The 21,736-nt window shown below is 60.5% G+C and carries 14 protein-coding genes; 5 read left to right on the top strand and 9 right to left on the bottom strand.

Features of this window, described 5'->3' with window-relative positions; genetic code table 11:
• The first annotated feature begins 4 nt into the window (after positions 1–4).
• The 3 genes from AC5S27_RS09640 (at position 5) to AC5S27_RS09630 (ending at position 9,645) form a co-directional block, all read left to right on the top strand.
• Positions 5–2,707, top strand: a complete 2,703-nt coding sequence (locus AC5S27_RS09640; protein ID WP_493934354.1) for a PD-(D/E)XK nuclease family protein — start codon at positions 5–7, stop codon at positions 2,705–2,707.
• Positions 2,700–6,446 carry a UvrD-helicase domain-containing protein gene (locus tag AC5S27_RS09635; RefSeq protein WP_493934353.1) on the top strand — a complete coding sequence of 1,249 codons (3,747 nt, stop codon included), beginning with the start codon at positions 2,700–2,702 and terminating at the stop codon, positions 6,444–6,446. Before AC5S27_RS09640 ends, AC5S27_RS09635 begins: the two co-directional genes overlap by 8 nt.
• A gap of 478 nt (positions 6,447–6,924) precedes the next feature.
• Complete coding sequence (locus tag AC5S27_RS09630) at positions 6,925–9,645, top strand: protease pro-enzyme activation domain-containing protein (protein WP_493934352.1); 2,721 nt, start codon at positions 6,925–6,927, stop codon at positions 9,643–9,645.
• A gap of 80 nt (positions 9,646–9,725) precedes the next feature.
• Here AC5S27_RS09630 and phoU read toward each other — a convergent pair whose 3' ends face one another.
• The 7 genes from phoU to AC5S27_RS09595 form a co-directional block, all read right to left on the bottom strand.
• Positions 9,726–10,418: a phosphate signaling complex protein PhoU gene (gene phoU, locus AC5S27_RS09625; RefSeq protein WP_493934351.1), complete on the bottom strand. Its 693-nt coding sequence runs from the start codon at positions 10,416–10,418 to the stop codon at positions 9,726–9,728.
• Complete coding sequence (pstB, locus tag AC5S27_RS09620) at positions 10,415–11,173, bottom strand: phosphate ABC transporter ATP-binding protein PstB (protein WP_493934350.1); 759 nt, start codon at positions 11,171–11,173, stop codon at positions 10,415–10,417. Before pstB ends, phoU begins: the two co-directional genes overlap by 4 nt.
• Positions 11,173–12,048: a phosphate ABC transporter permease PstA gene (gene pstA / locus AC5S27_RS09615; RefSeq protein WP_493934349.1), complete on the bottom strand. Its 876-nt coding sequence runs from the start codon at positions 12,046–12,048 to the stop codon at positions 11,173–11,175. The genes pstB and pstA overlap by 1 nt, the downstream gene beginning before the upstream one ends.
• A 23-nt stretch (positions 12,049–12,071) precedes the next feature.
• Positions 12,072–13,199, bottom strand: coding sequence for a phosphate ABC transporter permease subunit PstC (gene pstC, locus AC5S27_RS09610; protein WP_493934348.1), 1,128 nt, complete (start codon positions 13,197–13,199; stop codon positions 12,072–12,074).
• A 168-nt stretch (positions 13,200–13,367) separates the two neighbouring features.
• A complete protein-coding gene (pstS, locus tag AC5S27_RS09605; protein WP_493934347.1) occupies positions 13,368–14,372 on the bottom strand; it encodes a phosphate ABC transporter substrate-binding protein PstS in 1,005 nt (334 codons plus the stop codon).
• 314 nt (positions 14,373–14,686) lie between these two features.
• Complete coding sequence (locus AC5S27_RS09600) at positions 14,687–16,105, bottom strand: sensor histidine kinase (RefSeq protein WP_493934346.1); 1,419 nt, start codon at positions 16,103–16,105, stop codon at positions 14,687–14,689.
• A gap of 109 nt (positions 16,106–16,214) precedes the next feature.
• Positions 16,215–16,913 (bottom strand): winged helix-turn-helix domain-containing protein, encoded by a 699-nt coding sequence (locus tag AC5S27_RS09595; RefSeq protein ID WP_493934345.1) that lies wholly within the window; start codon positions 16,911–16,913, stop codon positions 16,215–16,217.
• 229 nt (positions 16,914–17,142) lie between these two features.
• On the opposite strand from AC5S27_RS09595, the gene AC5S27_RS09590 reads away from it, so the two are divergent.
• A complete protein-coding gene (locus AC5S27_RS09590) occupies positions 17,143–18,234 on the top strand; it encodes an NAD-dependent epimerase/dehydratase family protein (protein WP_493934344.1) in 1,092 nt (363 codons plus the stop codon).
• Positions 18,231–19,559 carry an ArnT family glycosyltransferase gene (locus tag AC5S27_RS09585; protein WP_493934343.1) on the top strand — a complete coding sequence of 443 codons (1,329 nt, stop codon included), beginning with the start codon at positions 18,231–18,233 and terminating at the stop codon, positions 19,557–19,559. Before AC5S27_RS09590 ends, AC5S27_RS09585 begins: the two co-directional genes overlap by 4 nt.
• Positions 19,560–19,957: 398 nt before the next feature.
• On the opposite strand, the gene AC5S27_RS09580 is transcribed toward AC5S27_RS09585, so the two are convergent.
• Together AC5S27_RS09580 and bshB1 are read right to left on the bottom strand one after the other, a co-directional pair.
• On the bottom strand, positions 19,958–20,710 hold the full coding sequence (locus AC5S27_RS09580; protein WP_493934342.1) for a class I SAM-dependent methyltransferase: 753 nt from the start codon (positions 20,708–20,710) through the stop codon (positions 19,958–19,960).
• Positions 20,711–20,861: 151 nt separating this feature from the next.
• Positions 20,862–21,608 carry a bacillithiol biosynthesis deacetylase BshB1 gene (bshB1, locus tag AC5S27_RS09575; protein WP_493934341.1) on the bottom strand — a complete coding sequence of 249 codons (747 nt, stop codon included), beginning with the start codon at positions 21,606–21,608 and terminating at the stop codon, positions 20,862–20,864.
• Between the last annotated feature and the right edge of the window lie 128 nt (positions 21,609–21,736).

Genomic DNA, 21,736 nt, shown 5'->3' with positions numbered 1-21,736 from the left:
ACGGATGAGCAAACTCGAAACCAAGAGGAATGCCACGGTGGATAGGTGGCTTGCGACCGGCGGAGTAGTTCTGGCCGCCAACGACCGCGCAGCCCGCGCTGTCTCCGGCGCCGTCCATGCAGCGCGTGTCGCAAACGGCAGTTTGGCGTGGGAAACGCCTGCGGTCTTTGGCTGGGATGCATGGGTTAGCGAGCGTTGGACGGAGCGAAACCGCGAAGGCCTGATTTTGCTGAATGGGCTTCAGGAGCAGTCCATCTGGGCAGACATCATTCGCCGCAGCCCCATCGGGGCGAGCATGCTGCATCCGCAAGGGATGGCCGGCGCTGCAATGCGGGCCTACCGTCTCCTCACAGGCTATGCTCCGGAAGCCCTTCCGGCAGCCGCGCGAGCCGCGTGGAGCGAGGATGCCGCCGTCTTCAGCGGATGGCTCAAAGAGTTTGACAGCCATTGCCGGCGCGAGGGCCTCATCAGTGCGGGTCGAGTAGCGCTTTCGCTGACAGAACTACTAACGAGTGAGAACGCGGTTGCTTCCCGGCCCTCTTTGCTGCTGATCGGCTTTGACCGACTGCTGAAAACGCAGCAGACGCTGCTCGATGCCTGGGGTACCTGGGAAATTCTGTCACCAGACTCAGAGGACTCAGCAGCGAGATGCTATGCGTTTCCTGACGGAGCCTCGGAGTTGCATGCCTGTGTCCGCTGGGTGCGGCAGCGCCGGTCCGAAGAACCGGAAGCACGCGTCATGATCGTGACCACGGGTCTGGCACAACGCCGAGGCGAGCTGGAGCGGGCGCTGCTGCGCTCCGAATCTGACAGCCAGACAAGTTTGGAGTTTGAATTTTCCCTCGGTGTGCCTCTTGGAAGAGTGGGGTTGGCGCGCGGCGGTCTGCTCTTGCTGCGTTGGCTCTCCGAGAAGCTGACGGAGCCGGAAGTGGATTGGCTGCTCACTTCGGGATGCAGCGTTGCGAGTGCTGATGAGGAGATTGCGCTGGCCGAGGCAATGCGCACAGTGCGGCATCGCGGCCAGGAGCGGACGGAATGGTCCCTGCCGGAATTCGCCACCTGCGCCGCGAACCATCCCTCCAGCGAAGCCTGGGCTGGCCGCATGCTGGCCGTGCGAGAGCAGTTAGCGACAGAACCTCTGCAGCAGGGCCCTTGGGAGTGGGTCCGGGTAGCCAGCGAACTCCTGGAATCGACGGCCTGGCCGGGATTTCGCCCACTGGGAACTGTAGCCTTCCAGGCACGTCGCCGCTGGGAGGAAGCGCTTGAGAAATGCGGTTCTCTGGGCTACGACGGCCCGCTGATGGAGTGGAGCGAGTTCGTTCAGACGCTCACCCACGCTGTCACCGACACCATCTTTGCCGCCGAATCGAAAGAGGCTGCAGTGCTGATCACGGAGCCGCTCGAATCAGCCGGGCAGTTGGCGGACGGCATCTGGTTTCTCGGCGCGGACGAAGAGAATTGGCCTGGACGTGGACAGCCGCATCCGCTTCTGCCAATCGGCCTGCAGCGCGAAACAGGCATGCCCCACGGGAGCTCGCAGGCCGACTGGACGCTGGCGGAACAGGCCACAACGCGCCTGCTCGCGTCAGCACCCGAAGTGATCTTCAGCTTCGCGCGACAGGCGGCCGAGGGCGAACGTCGGCCTTCGCGCCTTGTCGTGAATCGTGCTGTCCAGCCATTTGCGCCGGAACCGGTTCCGCCCCATCTTGCTGACAATCCTGAAGCCGCCACCAAGACTCCTCTGACCGAAACTTTCGTGGACCAGAGCCAACCCGCGTTTCCCCTGAGCATTCTTGCCGGTGGTGCAGCAACGCTGACAAAGCAATCCCTGTGCCCGTTCCAGGCATTCGCAACAGCGCGCTTGAGCGCCCGCGACTGGGACCCCGCCGAGGCGGGACTGAATGCGCGGCAGCGTGGACAGTTGCTGCATGATGTCCTGCATCGGGTGTGGGGCGGCGAGGAAACCGGCGGTCTGGCCTCACTGGAGGATCTGCGGGCGCTGGCGGATCCGCGTTCGTTCGTCGCCAATCACGTGGCCAGAACCATGCGCAACGCATTCTCTCCCGAAAGGAAGAACGCATTGCCCAACCGCTTCCCTGCCCGCCTCCTGGAGCTGGAGGCGGAGCGGCTTACCGATCTCGTCACCGAGTGGCTGGCCTACGAACAGATGCGCCAGCCCTTCACCGTTGCCGGGACTGAGGTCAAGAGTGAAGCAGTCGTCGCCGGGATGACGCTGCGGCTCCGTCTCGACCGCGTGGACGAGGTCTCCGGCGGCAAGCTGATCATCGACTACAAGACCGGGGACGTTACCCCTGGAGCATGGATGGGCGATCGCCCGGACGACGTGCAACTGCCTCTCTATGCCTCGCTGGCCATTCCAGATCGCGTTGAGGGGTTGGTTTTCGGCCGCGTGCGCGCAGAAGACGTGAGCTTCTACGGCCGCGTTCGCGACGCTGCCGGTACGCTCCAGCCTGATCTGCATGCCACAAGCGCACTGATGAAATTTCCTCTGACTGACCAGCAGTTACAGGCCTGGCGGGAGCTGATCGAGCAACTCGGCCAGGATTTTCTCGCCGGACGAGCCTCCGTCGATCCCAAGAATGGATTGAAGACCTGCGTGAACTGCGGACTGCAATCTGTCTGCCGCATCTACGAAAACCTCGACAGCACAGCCGAACAAGAAAGCGAGGAGGACGCGGATGTTTAAGCCGGAAGCAGGCCCCATTCCCTTCCTTCCAACCGCCCCGCCCGACGCCGAAGAGCGCCGGAGAGCCCTCGACCCGAACCGATCCTTCCTGGTGCAGGCTCCCGCCGGCTCGGGCAAGACGCAACTCCTCACGCAAAGATTCCTGCGCCTCCTCGGCCAGGCCGAACGGCCCGATGAGATTGTCGCAATCACCTTTACCAACGCCGCCGCAGCCGAGATGCGGCAGCGCATTCTGGGCGAACTGGAAAAAGCCGCGGCATCCGCAAGCGACGCTGCAAGGCCGGAGGACCCGGAGAGTCTGGCCGCCTTGGCGTTGCGCGCGATGGACCGCAGCCGCCGCCTGGGCTGGGAAATCCTCGATCAGCCCAACCAGCTTCGCATCACCACCATCGATGCCTTCTGCCGCGGGCTCGCCTTGCAAAGCCCTCTGAGCTGGGGATTGCTCTCCGGCCTGGGCGGCAGGCTCGATCCCGCGGATGCACCCAAAGAACTCTACCGTCAGGCAGCAAAGCGGACGCTGGGTTTGCTCGATGGCCCAGACACTGCCGCGCGTCGTTCCGTAGAAGCATTGATGCGCTGGCGGGACAACAACTGGACCGATCTGGAAACGCTGATCGTCGAAATGCTCGGCGTAAGGAACCGCTGGTACCAGGAATTCGTCTTCCTGCCGGACGGCGACTGGGACGCACTTCGAACCCGTCTGGAGCGGCCATTTCTGCGCGCTGCCCACGGGTGCATGGCATGTGTCGATGAGATTCTGGACCGCCTGCCCGAGAGCCGCGAGTTCGCACTGGAGCTGGCCCGTTTTGCCTGCGGGAACGGCGGTAAGTCCGTGCCGCTGGGCCTTGCGGAGCGGGCGGAGATGCCGCATTCGCGCCACCTGAAGGGCGATCCCGCTGGACTGGAAGACGGAGTTGCCGCGATGCGCGAGCTGGCCAATTTCCTCATGACCAAAGATGGAGGCTGGCGCAAGAAGGGCGGCGTCAATGTGAACCACGGCTTCCCTCCAACGCCCGCAGGCAAAGCTGCAAAGGACCGCTTCGTGGATTACCTTGAAGGCCTCGCCATCGAAGCGGAGCTGGAAGCAGCATTAGGCGTCTTTCAGCGCCCGGTGCCCATACGCTACGAGGACGCGGAGTGGGCGCTGATCCGAGATTGCTTCTCGGTGCTGCGTGCTGCGTATGCCGAACTGCAGGTCGTCTTCGCCGAGACCGGCTCCGTGGACTTTACCGAGATCGCGCAAATCGCCCTGCGCATCCTAGCTCCCGAGAACGGCTTTCCCTCGGACATTGCCATGCGGGAAGCGGACTCGATCCGGCATCTGCTGATCGACGAATTTCAGGACACGAGCCGGAATCAGCATCTGCTGCTGGCGCGGCTCATTGGAGCATGGCCCGATCGCGAGGGGCGAAGCTGCTTCTGCGTCGGCGACCCTATGCAGTCGATCTATGGCTTTCGCGATGCCGAGGTCGAGCTGTTCGAGCGCGTGAAGACCCAGGGACTTGAGATCCCATCCGACATAAGTGCATTGGACGCAGAGCCGTTTCCACTGGAGTTCGTGCAGCTGAAAGCCAATTTCCGCACCGCTCCCAGCCTGGTGAACGATCTGAATGAGCACTTCACGAATGTCTTCGCAGAGAACGACGGCAGCGGCGTGGAGTTCTCAGAAGCCGTGCCCGCTCGGACATCTCTTTCAACAGCCAAGACAGAACTGCATCTCGCCTTCACCCGGTCAGGCGCGGACGCATCCGGCAGCGCCTCTGGCGAGCCGGATCAGACACGTGCAACGCAGCTTGAGGAGTTAGTCGGACTAGTCCGAGGCAGGCTGGCGGCGGAACAAGGCAAGAGCCGTTTCCGCATCGCGGTGCTGGCTAAGAATCGAAAGTCCCTCGTGGCTGTAGCCGAGGCTCTGCGCGAGGGCGGCATCGGCTTTCGCGCAATCGAGCTGGTCAAGCTCAACGAGCGGCCCGAGGTCCTGGACGCATTGGCACTGGCCCGAGCGTTACTCAATCCAGTGGACCGGGTGGCGTGGCTGGGAGTTCTTCGCGCGCCATGGTGCGGACTTTCGCTGGCGGAGCTGCATCAGCTCACGTCGAATGACGACGCTGAAATCGTCGCAACATCCATACCAACGCTGCTCTCCGAACGTCTCCCGATGTTGTACCAGCATGGCGTACTCGATAAGCGCGCGTTTGAATCGGCGGCACGCGTGGCCCGCGTCATCATGCGAGCCGTCGCCGAACACGCCGCCGCAGCCGAGATGGCGCTAGGGACATGGCTTGAGTCGGTATGGAAGGCACTCGGCGGTGAGGCTACCGTGAACGCCGAACAGAGAGAGAATCTGCGCGTACTCTGGGCAGCGTTGGATGGCTTGCCGGAGGGCGAACTGGACCTGCAGGGGCCGGGACTCAAGGCTGCTCTCGAGCGCCTGTACGCCTTGCCCGATCCCGCTGCGAGCGCCGAGTTTGGCGTGCAGTTAATGACCATTCACAAGTCCAAGGGGCTGGAATTCGAGATGGTCATCGTTCCGGACCTCGAGGCAACAGGCAAAACCCACGATCGCAGTCTGATGAGCTGGCTGGAACGCGGCCTGCCCGGCTCACAGGAAGACCAGGACGGCGCACTGACCGAGTTCCTGATCGCTCCCATTCAGGCCAAGGGCAAGGATGCCAGCGCCGCCAAGGCCTGGGTCGACCGGGTCAAGCGCGAGCGCGAAAAACAGGAGCTGCGCAGGCTCCTCTACGTGGCCGCAACGCGCGCCCGGGAAGAGTTGCACCTCTTTGCCCGGCCGCGTTTTACAGAGAAGCTTGTCGACGGGCGGATCGAACGGCAACTGGGGAAATCGAATGGACTTCTGGCCACCGCCTGGCCTGCCTTCGTTAAGTTCATCGAGAGCCGCTTCGCCGAATGGTGCTGTGAACGAACAGAGGCTGCCGGAGAAATCCCCGCTCTCGCGGCCTCGGCAATCCCGGCCAACTCCAACCTCGTGACCATGCCCGCCCTTGCATCCGCCTCTGCGCCCACGCCCGTAATAGCCAAGCCCACGATGCTGCGGCGGTTGCCCGAGGGCTTCGTTGAGCCGCAAACGATTCGTTTCGACGCCCCCGCAAGCGATCGCATCGGCTCGGAGCTTTTCACGCGCACTGAAGGCGGCCTGGAGTCGCGCCTTCTCGGCAGAGCCATCCATTCGCTGCTGGAGCATGTGAGCCATCTGCGCGTGAATCAAGATCCCCAGCAAGCTGCCGAGACCGTTGCCGCGATGCTGCCCTCCGTCATCGCGGCCATGCGTGGCGAGGGCCTGCCCTTGCAGCAGGCCAGGAGGCTCGCCGCCGAGGCACTGGCCGTGGCGCGACGAGCAGCGGTCCATCCCGAAGGCGCGTGGATCCTCGCGCCGCACCCGAACGCGGCCTCTGAAAGCCGTTGGTCGGGCATCTTCGATGGCGGGCAACGAAATCTGCGCCCCGACCGCGTCTTCTTCGCGCCGCATCCAGAAGAGAGCGGCAATCCGGTCTGGTGGATCATCGACTACAAGTCCAGCGAAGCCTCGGCTGCGGATCTGGCCGATGAAAACTCCATGCGCGATTTCTTCGAAGAGCGCCGGGCAGCATATGCAGACCAACTCGCCACTTACGCGCATTTGCTACGCCACCTCAAGGCAGACGCTACCCTGCCCATCCGCACCGGTCTCTATTACCCTCGGCTGAATTCCAAACGAAAGCTGGACTGGTGGGAGGCTTGATTGCCAGGACTAAACCCGGGTACCAACAACTGAAAATATCTGCGAAACAAAATTCTGCCACCTGTGTCTAAGTCAACTACAGCGGGTTGCGTGCACTGCGAGAACGTTCGCTTCCGGCTCACTTCTGTTTTTCTGGGGTCTCAGTTCCACTTCTGACCCGTTAGCGCCTGAACGGATGTTTTGCCTCCGCTGATCGAAACGCAGAGGACCTCCGGTCACGCGAATCGCTCATCGCTGCTCTACATGGAATCTACGGCGTGTTCTCGCCCGACTGGCGCTCGTATGCCTGAGACGAACACTCCATGAGCCAACGCAGGACTTTCAGATTGCAGGGATGGCCATGAAAAACTTTGCTTCAATATTGCAGCAGCACCTCCTCCTCCCCTTATGCCTGTGCGCATCGCTCGCGTTTGTCGCGAACACAGCCCAAGCCTCTGTGCCCCAGGCGCGGATTTCCAGCGAAATTTCGAGTGCGCAGATGACCGTACTCCCAGGGTCGCAGCATCCACTAGCCCAGGCCCGATTCGACAGCGGCCGGCTCGCTGCAGGCACCCGGATCCAGGGCATCAGCCTCTATTTCAGCCGCACCCAGGCGCAGGAAGCTGACCTGCAGGCGCTGCTCGCCGCGCAGCAGAATCCCTCATCCGCGCAATATCACAAATGGCTCACACCCGATCAGTTCGCCGCGCGCTTCGGCATGTCGGACGCCGATCTCGCCAAGGTCAAGAGCTGGCTGGAGTCGCAGGGCTTCTCCATCGACTCAGTCGCGCGCAGCCGCAACCTGATCCGCTTCTCCGGCACCGTCGCTCAGGTTGAGTCGGCCTTCGCCACCGAGATGCACCGCTACTCGCTATCCGTGCGCGGAGTCGCCGAGACTCACTTTGCTCCGTCCACAGCACTCAGCGTGCCAACAGCGCTCGCCGGAGTCGTCCAGGCCGTGCATAACCTCGACGATTTTCGTCCGCACGCGCACTTTGTCGCCAGGAAATCAGTAACCGCGCGCCCCGCGTTCACCTCCGGTCAGACGCAGAACGTCTACTTCTCCCCAGGAGACATCACCACCATTTACGACGCGCAGAAAGAGTACAACGCGGGCTACACGGGCACTGGACAAACAATCGCCATCATCGGCCAATCCGCCGTTGCCAGCGCCGACCTTGAAGCCTTCCAGAACGCCGCCGGCCTGCCGACAAAAGATCCAACCATCCTGCTCATGCCTTCCACCGGGTCCTCCACCTTCCGGTCTGGAGACGAGACAGAGTCAGATCTCGACCTCGAATGGTCCAGCGCCATTGCGAAAGGCGCTGATATCACGTTCATCTACACCGGCAGTGATTCCAATTACGGGGCTTTCGACTCCCTCGTCTACGCCATCGACAACCGCATTGGCAACATCATCAGCAGCAGCTACGGCACCTGCGAAGCAGACCTCGGCGGTCAGAACCTCGAGAGCTACTTTGCGCAGGCCGCCACGCAAGGCCAGACCATCATCTCCGCCTCTGGAGATAGCGGATCCACAGACTGCTATGGCATCTCCGACACCAACATCACAACCACCGCTGAGCAGGAAGCGCTGGCAGTTGATTACCCCGCCAGCAGCCCCTACGTTACGGGATTGGGCGGCACAGAAGTCTCTCTCGCCAGTTCCACGTACCTCACCAGCGGCTCCGCCTATTGGGAAGCTGCCAGCGGCTCGGACGTGATCGCCTCCGCCCTCCAGTACATACCCGAACAGGCCTGGAACGAGGACAGCTCCGGCTGCGGCCAGACCGACTGTCTCGCCTCCGGTGGCGGCGGCGCCAGCGCCCTCTTCGCCAAACCAAGTTGGCAGACCGGCGTGACCGGAATTCCCAGCGATTCCAAACGCGATGTGCCTGATATCTCCCTCAACGCCGCAATCGTCACACCCGGATATCTCTTCTGCTCCAGTGATACATATGCCTGGCAGTCCGGTCAGGCCGCCAGCTGCAACAACGGTTTCCGCGATGCCACCTCGGGCCTCCTGACTTCCGCTGGCGGCACCAGCTTCGCCGCCCCCATCTTCTCCGGCATGCTGGCGCTGATCAATCAGCAGCAGAACTACACGACCGGTCAGGGCCTCATCAATCCAACCCTCTACACACTGGCCGCCGACAGCGCCACCTACGCCTCAGCCTTCCACGACATCACCACCGGCGACAACGACTGCCGCGCCGGCTCTGCAAACTGCAGCGGGACCATCGGATTCTCCGCAGGCACTGGCTACGACCAGGCCACCGGCCTCGGGACGATCGATCTCTACAACCTCGCCAACGCCTGGCCCGCCAACACAGGCGCAACCCTGATCGGTACAACCACCACGGTCTCGGCCTCGAACGCTACCCCTGTCGTGGGCGCTTCCGATACCTTCACCATCACCGTTGTATCCTCCACGGGCTCCACAGTTCCGACAGGCACAGTGAACATCACGGTTGACTCCGGCACGCCCATCACCGGCAACGCGCTCACGGCCAACGGCACCTTCACCTACACCACGAGCTTCACCACAGCCGGAGCACACACGGTCATTGCCGCTTACTCCGGCGACGCCACGCACGCCGCTTCGACCGGCACAGCATCGATCAACGCAACCGCCGTAACTTCCGGCAAAGGCACCTTCACCGTCGCAGCCACCAACATCACTGTCAGCCAGGGATCCACCGGCACGAGCACCATCACCGTGACCCCGGCGGGCGGCTACACCGGTACCGTGCAACTTGCTCTCGTTTCCACCAACTCCAACATTCAAAACGATACCTGCTACACCGTTGGCGACGCAGTCATACCCGGAACAGCAGCGGTCACGCAGACTTTAACGATCTACACCAGCGCAGCCACGTGCGTTGCTCAAGGTGCCGTTCGCAAGACCCAGATCAAGAAGATCCAGGCTGCTGGCTTTGGCAGCGGATCGAACCTTCAAGACAGCCCGGTTACCGCACTATCTGTCTTCGCCGGCCTCCTGCTGGCAGGATTGATTGGCCGTTATGCACGCAGGCTGCGGTCGCTGGCATTCGTGATCCTACTGGCCACCCTAGGCGTTGCCTTCACCGGGTGCGGCGGAAGCAGTTCGTCGTCCGGGAATCTTCCCTCCGGAACCTACACGCTCACCGTTACCGGTACGGATGCCACCTCGTCAGCGATTCCCGTGGCGACCACTACCTTCACACTCACGGTCCAATAACCTTCACCAGTTGAAGATCAAAATAAAAATGGCAGGCTCTCATCAGAGCCTGCCATTTTCATTTTCCGCAAGAACGATACTTAGCCGGCGACAGGCGTAGACTTCGCCTCGCCCAGACTTCCCAGATGCCGCACATCCGCGCCCTGAATCCAGAAAATCACGTCTTCCGCAATGTTCGTAGCATGGTCCGCAACCCGCTCCAGAGCACGAATAATCATCAGCGCGCTTAGCGCCTGCGGAGCCAAATGGCTCTCTGTCGCCATCACGTTCGTCAGCGTCACATGCGCGGCGCGATTCATCCCATCCACGGCATCATCCAGGCTGAGCACCGAGCGCGCCATCTCCGCGTCTCCCTCGATGAAGGCCTGCAGGCTCTTGCGAACCATGTTTGAAGCCAGCGTCGCCATGCGCGGGATATCGACAGGAAGATCGGCAGCAGCCATCGACTCCATCGTGCGAACACGATCGCTGATGCTCTTCGCCGCATCGCCCACACGCTCCAGATCGGCATTGATCTTGATGACAGCGAGAATGAAGCGCAGGTCGATGGCCATCGGCTGCTCCATCGCCAGTAGATCAAGCGCAGCCTGATCGATGTCGCGTTCCAGCCGGTTGATGGCCAACTCTGACCGGCTCACCAGATCGCAGATCGAACAATCACGCGTGCGATAAGCCTCGATGGCGCGCTGAATGGCTTGCTCCGCAAGACCAGCCATCACCAGCAGCTTTTCCTTGAGGTCGTCGAGGCTCCGTTGGAAACGAATACGGGTCATCCGAACCTCCCAGTGATGTAGTCTTCGGTCCGCTTGTCCGTGGGGTTGGTAAAGATCTTATGCGTCGAATCGAACTCGACCATGCGGCCATTCAAAAAGAAGCCCGTCTTCTCCGCTACACGCGCCGCCTGCTGCATATTGTGCGTCACGATGACAATCGTGTACTGCGTCTTCAACTCGAAGATCAGATCCTCGATCTTCGAAGTCGAGACAGGATCAAGCGCCGAAGCAGGCTCGTCCATCAGCAGCACTTCCGGATCGACGGCCAACGCGCGCGCAATGCACATACGCTGCTGCTGACCACCGGAAAGGCTCGCTCCCGACTTCTTCTTGAGATCGTCCTTGACTTCATCCCAGAGAGCAGCGTTGCGCAGCGAGCGCTCGACAATCTCATCCAGTGCCTTGCGATTGCTGTAGCCATTCAGCTTCAGCCCCGAAGCAACATTGTCATAGATCGACATCGTCGGAAACGGATTCGGCCGCTGAAACACCATGCCAACGCGACGGCGAATCTCCACCGGCGAAGCATCCGCGTAAATATCCAGATTTCCGATGCGCACCGAACCAGTCACGCGTGCCACGGGATTGGTCTCATGCATGCGGTTCAGGCAGCGCACAAAGGTCGACTTACCGCAACCGGAAGGTCCGATCAGTGCTGTCGCGTGATTGGCTGGAATAGGCAGGTTGATGTCCTGCAATGTGTGATTGGCACCATACCATGCATTCAGGTTGGTGACTTCGATCCCGACTCCCACTAGCTTGCTCCCTTCAAAATGCCGCGGCTGGCAACATACCGCACCAGCGAAACGGCCAAAACGATCAGGACGATCAGCACCAGCGCTCCAGCCCAGGCCAGGCGGTGCCACTCGTCGTAAGGGGAAATGGCGTAAATATAAATCTGCAGCGGCAGCGCGGCGATCGGCTGATTGAGGCTCGCGCTCCAGAACTGGTTGCCAAAGGCAGTAAAGATCAGCGGAGCCGTCTCACCCGCCACGCGGGCAAAGGCCAGCATGCAGCCGGTAATCACGCCGGGCGATGCCGTCTTCAGCGTAATCGATAGCACCGAGCGCCAGTTCGGCACACCCAGTCCCAGCGCTGCTTCGCGTACCGCGTTCGGCACCATCAGCAGCATTTCTTCGGTCGTTCGCGTCACCGTCGGAATCATCATCACGCCAAGAGCGATACCACCCGACAAGGCCGAAAAATGATGCTGCGGCACGACAATCAGCGAATAGATTGCAATACCCATCACAATCGACGGCACGCCGTTCAGCACGTCCGCGGTAAACCGAATCGCATTCGCAAGCCGTGTGCCGCGTCCAAACTCAGCAAGGTAAATACCGCCGCCTATACCGATCGGAATTCCCAGCATGCTGGCCACAGCCAGCAGCACTCCGGAACCCACGATGGCGTTCGCCATGCCGCCACCCTCTTCACCGACAGGCTTTGGCGTCTGGGTGAAGAAAGCGAGATTCAGCGAGCTTGCACCCTTGATGATCAGGTAAACGAAGATCGCAACCAGCGGCGCGATCACCAGGATCGTCGCCAGCACTGCGAGACCCGTCGCCAGGTAATCAACACCCGTGCGCATGGCGGAGCGGTTTCGATAGGTTGGATTGCTGGCTTTCACAGTTGCCTCTCAGCGATACGCATCTAGTTCACCCGCGCCGGCGCACCGCGCGTCACTGCCCATACCAGCAGCCGGGCCAGCGCATTCACGATGATGGTCACGATAAACAACGCCAGGCCGATCTCAATCAACGCGCTGAGATAGAGATTGTCGGAAGCCTCGCTGAATTCATTGGCAATGACCGAGGCCATCGAATTCCCCAGCGACAGCAGCGACCTTGAAATTTCAGGCCGGCTCCCGATCACCATCGCCACGGCCATCGTCTCGCCCAGTGCACGGCCCAGGCCAAGGATGACAGAGCCCACGATGCCAATGCGAGCGTTGCGCAGCACACCCATGCGGACCATCTCCCAGCGCGTCGCGCCGAGCGCCAACACGGCTTCGCGCTGGCTGTGTGGCACAGCGCTCATGACTTCCCGAGTCAGCGAAGAGATAATCGGCAGGATCATGACCGCCAGGATCACCCCAGCAGCCAGAAATCCAAGACCGTAGTTCACGCCACCGAAAAGGCCGTTCTCGCCAACCAACCCGGTCCAGCCAAAGAGCTTGACCACTACCGTATTGCCGAATGCTTTGATGAGGAGCGGGTTCACCTGTTCGCGCAGGAGCGGCACCAGAACAAAGACGGCCCACAGACCATAGACAACGCTGGGAATCGCCGCCAGCAACTCCGTCACGAAGGCCAAAGGACCGCGCAGAAACTTCGGGCACATCTCCGTCAGAAAGATCGCCAGGCCCACTGCCAGCGGCACGGCGATGACAAGAGCAACCAGCGACGAAACCAGCGTTCCATAAAGAAACGGCAGCGCATAAAACGTTCCGCTGACAGGATCCCAGAAAACAGGCAGATGTGTATCCGGATCGATATTGAACTTGTAAAAGAACGAGATGCCAAACTTGTGCCAGCTCATCTGCGATCGCAGGACCAGCTCAGCCGCAATCAACGCCACGATTCCAAAGATAGTGATTGCGCAGGTCAGCATCAACCCGCTGAATGCCCGGTCGGCAAGAGCCGAAGGTCCGCGGGAAAGCAGGAAGCTGCGGACTTCGGAGACCGGCTCCTGCCGCGGAGATTGAGTACTGCCGGTAGGCTCGGCACGGGATTCCGCGAGCGTCTCCGGCTTTCTTGTAGAAATCTCTGACAAAGGCACAGTCACCTTCTTGAGGCTAACGGCGAAATGTGAACAGGGTGTTAATGAGCTGCGAAATCCGGCACATACAGGTCGATTCGGTAACGATTCGATAACGCAACACTGCTTCAGGATGCAACAAGGCCCGGATGGGGGAGATCCGGGCCTTGCCGCTGAATGCTTCGCAGCTTACTGGAGGCTGTTGACCGTCTGGTGTTCCTTAGCGATCACAGCCGCCGGCAGCGGAGCGTAATACAGCGCAGAAACTTCCTTTTCGCCGTCATTCAGCATCCAGTTCAGGAAGTCCTTGATCACCTTGCCCTTGGCCGGATCAGCCGACTTGACCGGCACCAGCAACCAAGTAAAGCTGGAGATCGGGTAGGCCTGCGCGCCCGGAGCGTTGGTGATCGACACACGGTAATCCGCCGGCATCGTCTTCACGCTGGCTGCAGCTTCCGTCACACCGGCGATCGAAGCCTTGACCCAGTTGCCGGCCGCGTTCTTCACTTCGCCAAAGCTGATCTTGTTCTGCATCGCGTAGATCAGCTCAACGTAACCAATCGAACCAGGAAGCTGACGGACCAGACCGGCAACGCCTTCGTTCCCCTTGCCGCCAATGCCCTTGGGCCAGTTCAAAGCGGTTCCCTTGCCCGGTCCGCCTGCCCAGTCCTTGCTGACTTTGCTCAGGTAGTCGGTGAAGATGTAGCTGGTTCCGCTGCCATCCGAACGATGGATCACATTGATCGTTTCGCTCGGCAGCTTCGCGCCTGGGTTGTCCTTGGCGATGCGGCCGTCGTTCCAGGTAGTGATCTTGCCGAGGTAGATATCAGCCAGCACGTCAGGCGAGAACTTCAGGTCGCTGACGCCGGTCACGTTAAAGATCGGCACAACCGCGCCCATCACGGTCGGGAAATGGATCAGCTTGACCTTGGAACCAGCCAGCTGCTCGTCAGTCATCGGGCCATCGGTTGCGCCGAAGTCGACCAGACCAGCCGTTACCTGGCGAATACCGCCGCCGGAACCGATCGACTGATAGTTGATTTCAACACCGGGATGCGCCGCGCTGTACTCGCTAAACCACTTGGAATAAATGGGATAAGGAAAAGTGGCTCCTGCGCCAGTAATCTTCTGTGCCTGCGCCGTGCTCACGGCCAGAATCGCCAGACTTGCGGCGACGATCAAAGTCTTTCTCACATTCGCTCCTTGCTTACTGCTACTGAGGCTATTGTCTGCGCTTCATGTTACGGGAATTTGAACTTGCCTTCGGTTTTGCCCAGTCTGGGCGCAATTCGCGTGATTCAGCGTTCAGAATGAGACAAGTAAAGCTGGATAAGACTGGAAAGCGTCAGTTCGCTCGCAGCCCGGGAGCCGCATCCTGCGCGTGCCACGATGCGCAAGAAGCCTCCGAAATCGCGCAATCCGCCTCATACGATGCGCAATCCCTGTGATCACGATGCGCAATCCGCGTACGACGTGATGCAATCGACATGCACAAATCCGAGCTTAAGTTACGGTTGGTTCTCGACCGTTTCCGGCTCTACCGTCACGGCGGGCGATGGCACGGTTTTGAGGGTAAAGTGGAAAGCCGCGCCGTGTCCCAGTTCGCTCTCCGCCCAGATGCGTCCGCCATGAGCCTGCACGATGTGCTTCACAATTGCCAGTCCCAGTCCCGTCCCGCCTGAGTCACGCGAGCGAGCCTTGTCGATGCGGTAGAAGCGTTCGAAAATGCGCGTCAGGTGCTCGTAAGCCATTCCAGGGCCAAAGTCCTGGACGACAAATTCAACTTCATTCTCTAACTGCTGAGCGAAGACACGGACGCGGCCTCCGGACTTGCCGTACTTCATCGCGTTCTCAATCAGGTTGCCAAAAACCTGCGTCATGGCGTCTGGATCTGCCATCACCATACTCGAAGGCGCACCGCCCGATTCGAGCAGAATGCCGGAATCGACCACCATGCCGGCCAGCGACTCGATCGCATCTTCCACCAGCGCCGAAGCGCGGATCGGTTGCGGGCTGAGCTTGTAGTCTGGGCTCTCAACCCCCGCCAGTTCCAGCAGATCCTCGGTTAGCCGGTTCATGCGGTTCGAGTTCTTGAGGATGATCTGGAGGAACTCGCGAGTCGTTTCAGGACTTGGATTTGCATCCTCCAGCAGCGTCTCAACGTAGCCGGAGATCGAGGTCAGGGGTGTGCGCAGTTCATGGCTGACATTGGCAATGAAGTCGCGGCGAGATTTTTCGGCAGCCTCCACATTGGTTACATCGTGCAGGACGACGACTGCTCCGCCGCCAGGCATCGGCGCGGCATTGATCTCAAAGGTGCTGCCGGGCAGGAGCGTGGTGGCGCGACCGTAGCGGATGGTGCGGTCGCGGAGGGCGATCTCTGCGCACCGGAGCACATCGGGGTCGCGGATCAGCTGGACCAGTGCGCGGCCTTCGCGGATCTGGGTGCCGGCGAGGCGTTGCATCACAATGTTGGAGAGACTGACATTCCCTTCGCGGGTGATGGCGACGACAGCCTCCTGCATGGAATCGAGCAACGTGGCCAGCTCGCGACGGCGGCTTTCCAGTTCGTCAAAGCTCTGCTCAAGTCGCGCGGCTGTCGTGTTCAGCGCGTCCGCCATGGTGGAAAGTTCATCCCGGTAGTTATCTTCGAGACGAGCGTCCAGATTCCCCTCCGCGATCCGATGAGCGAAGTTGACCATGCGGCGCAGGCGGCGCGAGATGCTGAAAGAGAACCAGGCAGCAAGCGGCAGCGCAAGCAGGATTGCGGCCAGACCTGAAAGCAACGCCTCCCTGCCCAGAACCGGCAAGGAGTGTACAGCCGCATTCTCCACGATGTGATGGAAGAGCAGTTCCATCACTACTCCGTGAAAGAGCAGCAGGAGGGCGAACAATCCCAGGAGCTTGTAGAAGACTTTACGGGTCATGGGTTGGTCTGGTTTCGCGGCATTGTTCTTGCTCAAACGAGGAGAGTCGTTGTTCCCACGCTAATCCTCGTTCGCCCTTCTTCCCGAGAAGGCGCGGCTCGATCTGGAGTTACTCGCCTTTGGGGATTTCGAAGCGGTATCCTGCGCCGCGGACGGTCTTGAGATAGCGCGGGTTTTCCGCATCCACCTCGATCTTCTCACGGATACGGCGCACGTAAACGTCGACCGAACGCGGCGTAACAAAGCGCGCATCGCCCCAGACGGCATCGAGGAGATGGTCACGGCTGAAGACGCGGCCGGGATGGCGGGCGAGGTAGTCAAGCAGGCGAAACTCGGTCGCCGTAGTGGTGGTCAGTTCACCGCGCACCTTGAGCTGCATGGCGTTGGCGTCGATGATCACTTCTTCAAAGCTGATGATCGACGGAGTGCTGGGGCGCTCGAAGCGGCGCAGGACGGCTTTGACGCGGGCGACCAGTTCGCGGGTGGCAAAGGGCTTGGTGATGTAATCATCGGCGCCGAGCTCGAGACCAAGGACGCGATCATTCTCTCCGGCGCGGGCGGTGAGGAAGATGATTGGGATGGTCGAGAGTGCCGGGTGGTTGCGCAGACGGCGGCAAACGTCGAGGCCGTCTCCGCCGGGAACCATGATGTCCAGCAGAAAGAGGGCGGGAGCCTGGCGCTCGGCGTCTGGGATGAGATTGGTGGGGGTGTGGAAGACGCGGGGTGAGAAGCCGGCGGCTTCGAGGTGATGCTGGACGAGACGGGAGATGTCGGTGTCGTCCTCAAGCACAAATACGATCTGGCTCAACTGCGTTATCCTCGCTGGACTATCCGTCCAATAGGCCTGAAAGGCCAGTTCGATGGTAGATCGGCGAGGGCAAAGAAAGTGCAAACGTTTGATGAATTTCCGCTATACGCAGGGATCAAAGCACATACTGAAATCACGGGCATCACCCGGGCGGTACTCCGTTGTTTGCTTACAAGTTATTGCATCTAATACCGATAGCTGCCGAATGATAAACTGAAGTTTGATCCGAATGATCGACCGATCGATGCTCGGTCCGGTTTTGGGAAAGGGTGTTTGCGTGGCGGTAGTGAAGTATCTGGTGACGGGCGGGGCTGGCTTCTTTGGCGGGATTCTAAAGCAAAGACTTCTGAAAGACGGCGCGGAAGTGGTGAGTGTCGACCTGGTTCCGGATACAGCGCGTCATCCGGCACTGACCAGTATTCAGGGTGATATTCGGGATGAAGAAGCGATGCGGGCCCTCTTTGCGAAGCATCAGTTTGCGGCGGTCTTTCATATTGCCGCGATGCTGGCACATGACAAGATGGACCGTGAACTCCTCTGGACGAGCAACGTGGATGGGACGGCAGTCGTCGCCCGGTGCGCACGGGAGGCTGGCGTTCGGAAGCTGATTTACACATCGACCAACTGTCTTTGGGCCAGCAATCTGGGGCATCCGGTCCGCGAAGACGATTCCCCTGAGCCGGCGGAGATTTACGGGGAGTCGAAGCTGGCTTCCGAGAAGTTGCTGAGAACGTTCGAGGATAGCCTGGATGTGGTGGTGCTGCGCTGCCCGACGATCATCGATAGCGGGCGGCTGGGTCTGCTGGCGATTCTCTTCGAGTTTATCCGCGAAAATAAGACGGTCTGGGTGGTGGGCGCCGGGGCCAACCGCTACCAGTTCATCTACGCGGGTGATCTTGCGGAGGCCTGCGTTCTCGCACTGAATCTGCCGGGCTCTGCAACGTTCCATGTGGGCAGCGACAATGTGCCGAGCCTGCGCGGGTGCTACGAAGCTGTCATACAGGAGGCAGGGAGCCGATCCCGGGTGCGATCGCTGCCCAAAGGGCCAACGCTGGCCATCATGCGCCTGGCGCACCAGTTGGGTGTTTCTCCGCTCGGTCCATATCATTACCGGATGATCGCGGAGGATTTCATCTTTGACACATCGCGCATCCGTGAGGCGCTTGGCTGGAGGCCGACAGTGACGAACAGTGAAATGCTGGCACGCGCATACCGGTATTACGTGGAGAATCATCAGGAGATTCTGGCAAGGGAAAACGTGTCCGCTCACTCGCGCCCCGCCCAGATGGGTATCCTACGACTACTGAAGTGGATCTCATGATCGAGCGTTCCGTACCTACGCAACCCAGTTCCTTTCGCGCGCCCGCGGCTATCTTCTGGACGGCCTTTCTGGTGCGCGTCGCCTACATCACGATTGCTCGCAGTTATCACACGCCCCTGATCAACAATCACTTCGAATTTGGGTGGGAGACGGGGCGCGTAGCGGCTTCGTTGGCGGGCGGCCATGGCTATAGTTCTCCCTTTAGTGGTGATACAGGGCCTACTGCCTGGATGGTTCCCGGGTTCACGCTGCTTCTGGCCGGCGTTTTCAAAATCTTTGGCATTTACTCAAATCTTTCGGCCTGGGTCATCCTCGTGTTGAACAGTCTCTTCCAGGCTGCGACCGCTCCTCTTGTCTATGAAATCGGAGCCCGGGTGGCCGGACGACGCAACGCACTATGGTCAGCGTGGGTATGGGCCTTGTTTCCGGCGATCCTGCAGTATGGGGTGAAGTGGATATGGGAGACTTCCCTTTCCACGATGCTGTTTGCAGCGGTGCTGGTACTGGGGATGCGGATGCGTGGGATTGGATCGAGCGAGGACGATCCTGAAGCGAACGCAATCAGGGTGCGGTATTGGGTAGGCTTCGGGCTGCTCTGGGGAGCTATTTCCATGACCAATCCAACGTTGCTTCTTTTGGCCCCGGTGCAAGGGATCTGGGTTCTGGTATCACTCAAACGCTGGCAAAGCCTGGTTCGTGGTGCCGCGCTTGCGGTGCTTTCCGCGGTGCTATGCACTGCTGTAGCGACTCCCTGGGTCATTCGTAACTGGGTCGTGTTTCACGCTTTCATTCCAACCCGCGGAAATCTCGGGGCGGAGCTGGCGATGGCCTGGTCTCCGCAAGCCAACGGCTTTCCCTGGGGAGCTACCGTTCCAACGATTGAACAGGACCCTGAGCATCAGCTTTACGCGAGGATGGGCGAGGTGGCCTATGTGAAGATGCGGGGCGAGATGGCTAAGCAGTGGGCTCGGGAAAATCCTGGACGGTTCTGGCAGTTGGTGCGATTGCGGATCCTCATGTTCTGGGCGGGCGTGCCGCATACGCACGGGCCACGGGCTGCGGAAGCTGTCCGCATTGGGACCTATTGCCTGGGGTCGATTACCGGCATCCTGGGACTGATGCTTGCGTTGCGTCGCGGGCTTCCTGCTGCCTGGCTCTTTGGCTGGGCGATGCTGCTGCTGCCGATGATCTATTACTTCGTCACGGTCGGTTCCCGTTTTCGCAATCCTCTGGAGCCCATCATGGTGGTGCTTACCGTCTACCTTTTCCAACAGGGAAATGACCGGTGGAGACTTACCAAGTTGCGCCGTTTCCAAGCAGTGTGAGTTGTCCGGGGCGAAGATAGGGGGAATGGGATGGGGGGAGGGGGGTTATTTTCTTTGACCTTCATGCCGGACTTCGGTCATGGCGCAAGTTTCTCCGGGCCGTTGAAGGCCTGTTCTCTCGATTGTCGCTGATTTGGAATTCATTCAACGCAATTTGGCTGGTGCGGCTAGTGGCCTTTCCTTTGAGGGATTTACCTGCTTAGTTGAAGACTCGTCAGTTGACAGAAAATAAGCCGGGCTTTCAGCCCTCATGCATTGTTCGGACTCGTCGCCCAGGGTGGTGTGGCGCGGGCCTTTGGCCCTGTTGCAAGTGCAACGGCAAATGCAAGTGCAACAGCAGATTCGCTTCGGGAATGACAAACAAAAAGCAAAGGCTAGAACAACAGCACCACCAACGTTTAGCTGCGGGCGATGAATCTCAGGCGGACGTAGTCTGTGCTCCAGTTGCCCTGTTCGTCGCGGAGGTGAGGTTCGAGGAGGGCTGCAGTTTCTTCGAGAATTATGGGGCGAATGGTTTCTGGGAGGGCGTCGAAGACGCCGCGGCGGAAGGTGGTGAGCCATCCTTTCATGCCGGAGGCGGGCAGGGGTGTGGGGCGGGGGATGAGCTGGATTTCTTCGACGTGGAAGCCTGCGCGGAGGAGTCGTCGGGTGTAGGCGGCGGGGGTTGGAAAGTAGTTGCGCTGGTCGGCGGTGAAGGCGGCGAGGTGGCCGTGACGGGCGAGGACTGCGGCGAGGGCTACCTGGATGGAGGCGATGTTGCCGTGGCCGCCCATTTCGGCGACGAAGCGGCCGCCGGGTTTGAGGGCGCGGTGGACGCTCGAGAGCATGGCGTCCTGGTCGCGAACCCAGTGGAGCGCGGCGTTGGAGAAGACGGCGTCGAATTCGTGGTGGAAGGGGAGTGCTTCCGCATTTTGGACCTGGGCTTCGAGGCCGCGGGACCTGGCGGCTTCGACCATGTTGGGGGAGGCGTCGATGCCGAGGACTTCTGCGCCGGCGGCGGCGATTTTAGCGGTGAGTTGCCCGTCTCCGCAGCCGAGGTCGAGGATGCGTTCCTTGGGTTGAGGGGCGAGCCATTCGAGCACGCCAGCGCCCAAGGCGGGGACGAAGCTGCCGTTTTCTGCGTAGGCGGTGGGGTTCCAGGTCTGGGTCATGTTTGCCTCTGGAATGATTGTCTGGGAAAGGCAAGTATAAAGCAAAGTTATTCTATTTTGGTTTTCTATAAGATATTCTAATACTTTGAAGCCGTAGTAGAAGCGGATTCCCTGCGGGAATGACAAACCAAAATGGGGATTGATGCGGCTACTAGATCGACTGGACGGGGATCAGGGTGAGGTCGTCTACGAGGCCTACTTCGCGCTGGACAAAGGGTTCGCCGTACTTTACGCCGGCGAGGAGGCCGTAGTGGCGGGCTTCGGCGAAGGTGCGTTCGCGGATTTCTTCTTCGGGGACGAAGAGGGTGCTGCCCTGTTGCTGGTTGGCGTACTGGGATTTGTAGGCCATCAGCGAGGCGTGGCGCTGTTCGATGAAGTCGGTTATATCGACGATGAAGGTGGGGCGGACGTCGGCGTAGAGGCTGGCGTAGACGATTTTGAAGGGGCGGTGGGGTGAGAGTTCTTCGACGCCATTGCCCTGAAGGCGGGACAGGCCGGCGAGGAAGCAGGCTTCGTAGCCGAGCGGGGCGGCGATGGCGTGGTCGGGGTGCCGGGCTTCCCAGTAGGGGAGGATGACCACTCTGGGGCGGAGCTGGCGGATTTCGCGGGCTACTTTGATCCTGTTTTCGAGGGTGTTGGCGATGGCGCCGTCGGGCAGATCGAGCGCTTCGCGGTGGGTAACGCCGAGGATTTTGGCGGCGGCGGCGGCTTCGGCAGCGCGCTCTTCGGCGCTGCCTCGTGTGCCGGATTCGCCCTGCGTCAGGTCGAGGATGCCGGTGCGGAGGCCGCGGGAGGCCATGCGGAGGAGGGTGCCGCCGCAGGTTTGTTCTACGTCGTCGCGGTGGGCGGCGATGGCTAGGATGTCGACGATGTTCAGGGGGTTGGTGGGATGGGGCATGGTTGTGAGTGTGAGTGTGGAGTGTGAGTGTGAAGAGCCTGGCCCACCTTCAACGCAGAGTATCGCGTTCAAGGTGGGAGCTGGTTAGGTGGGTAAAACCGGGGCGATGTGCACACTCTCGCACTTCA

Source organism: Acidicapsa borealis, assembly GCF_059115245.1.
This window is presented reverse-complemented; position numbering and strand designations above follow the sequence as displayed.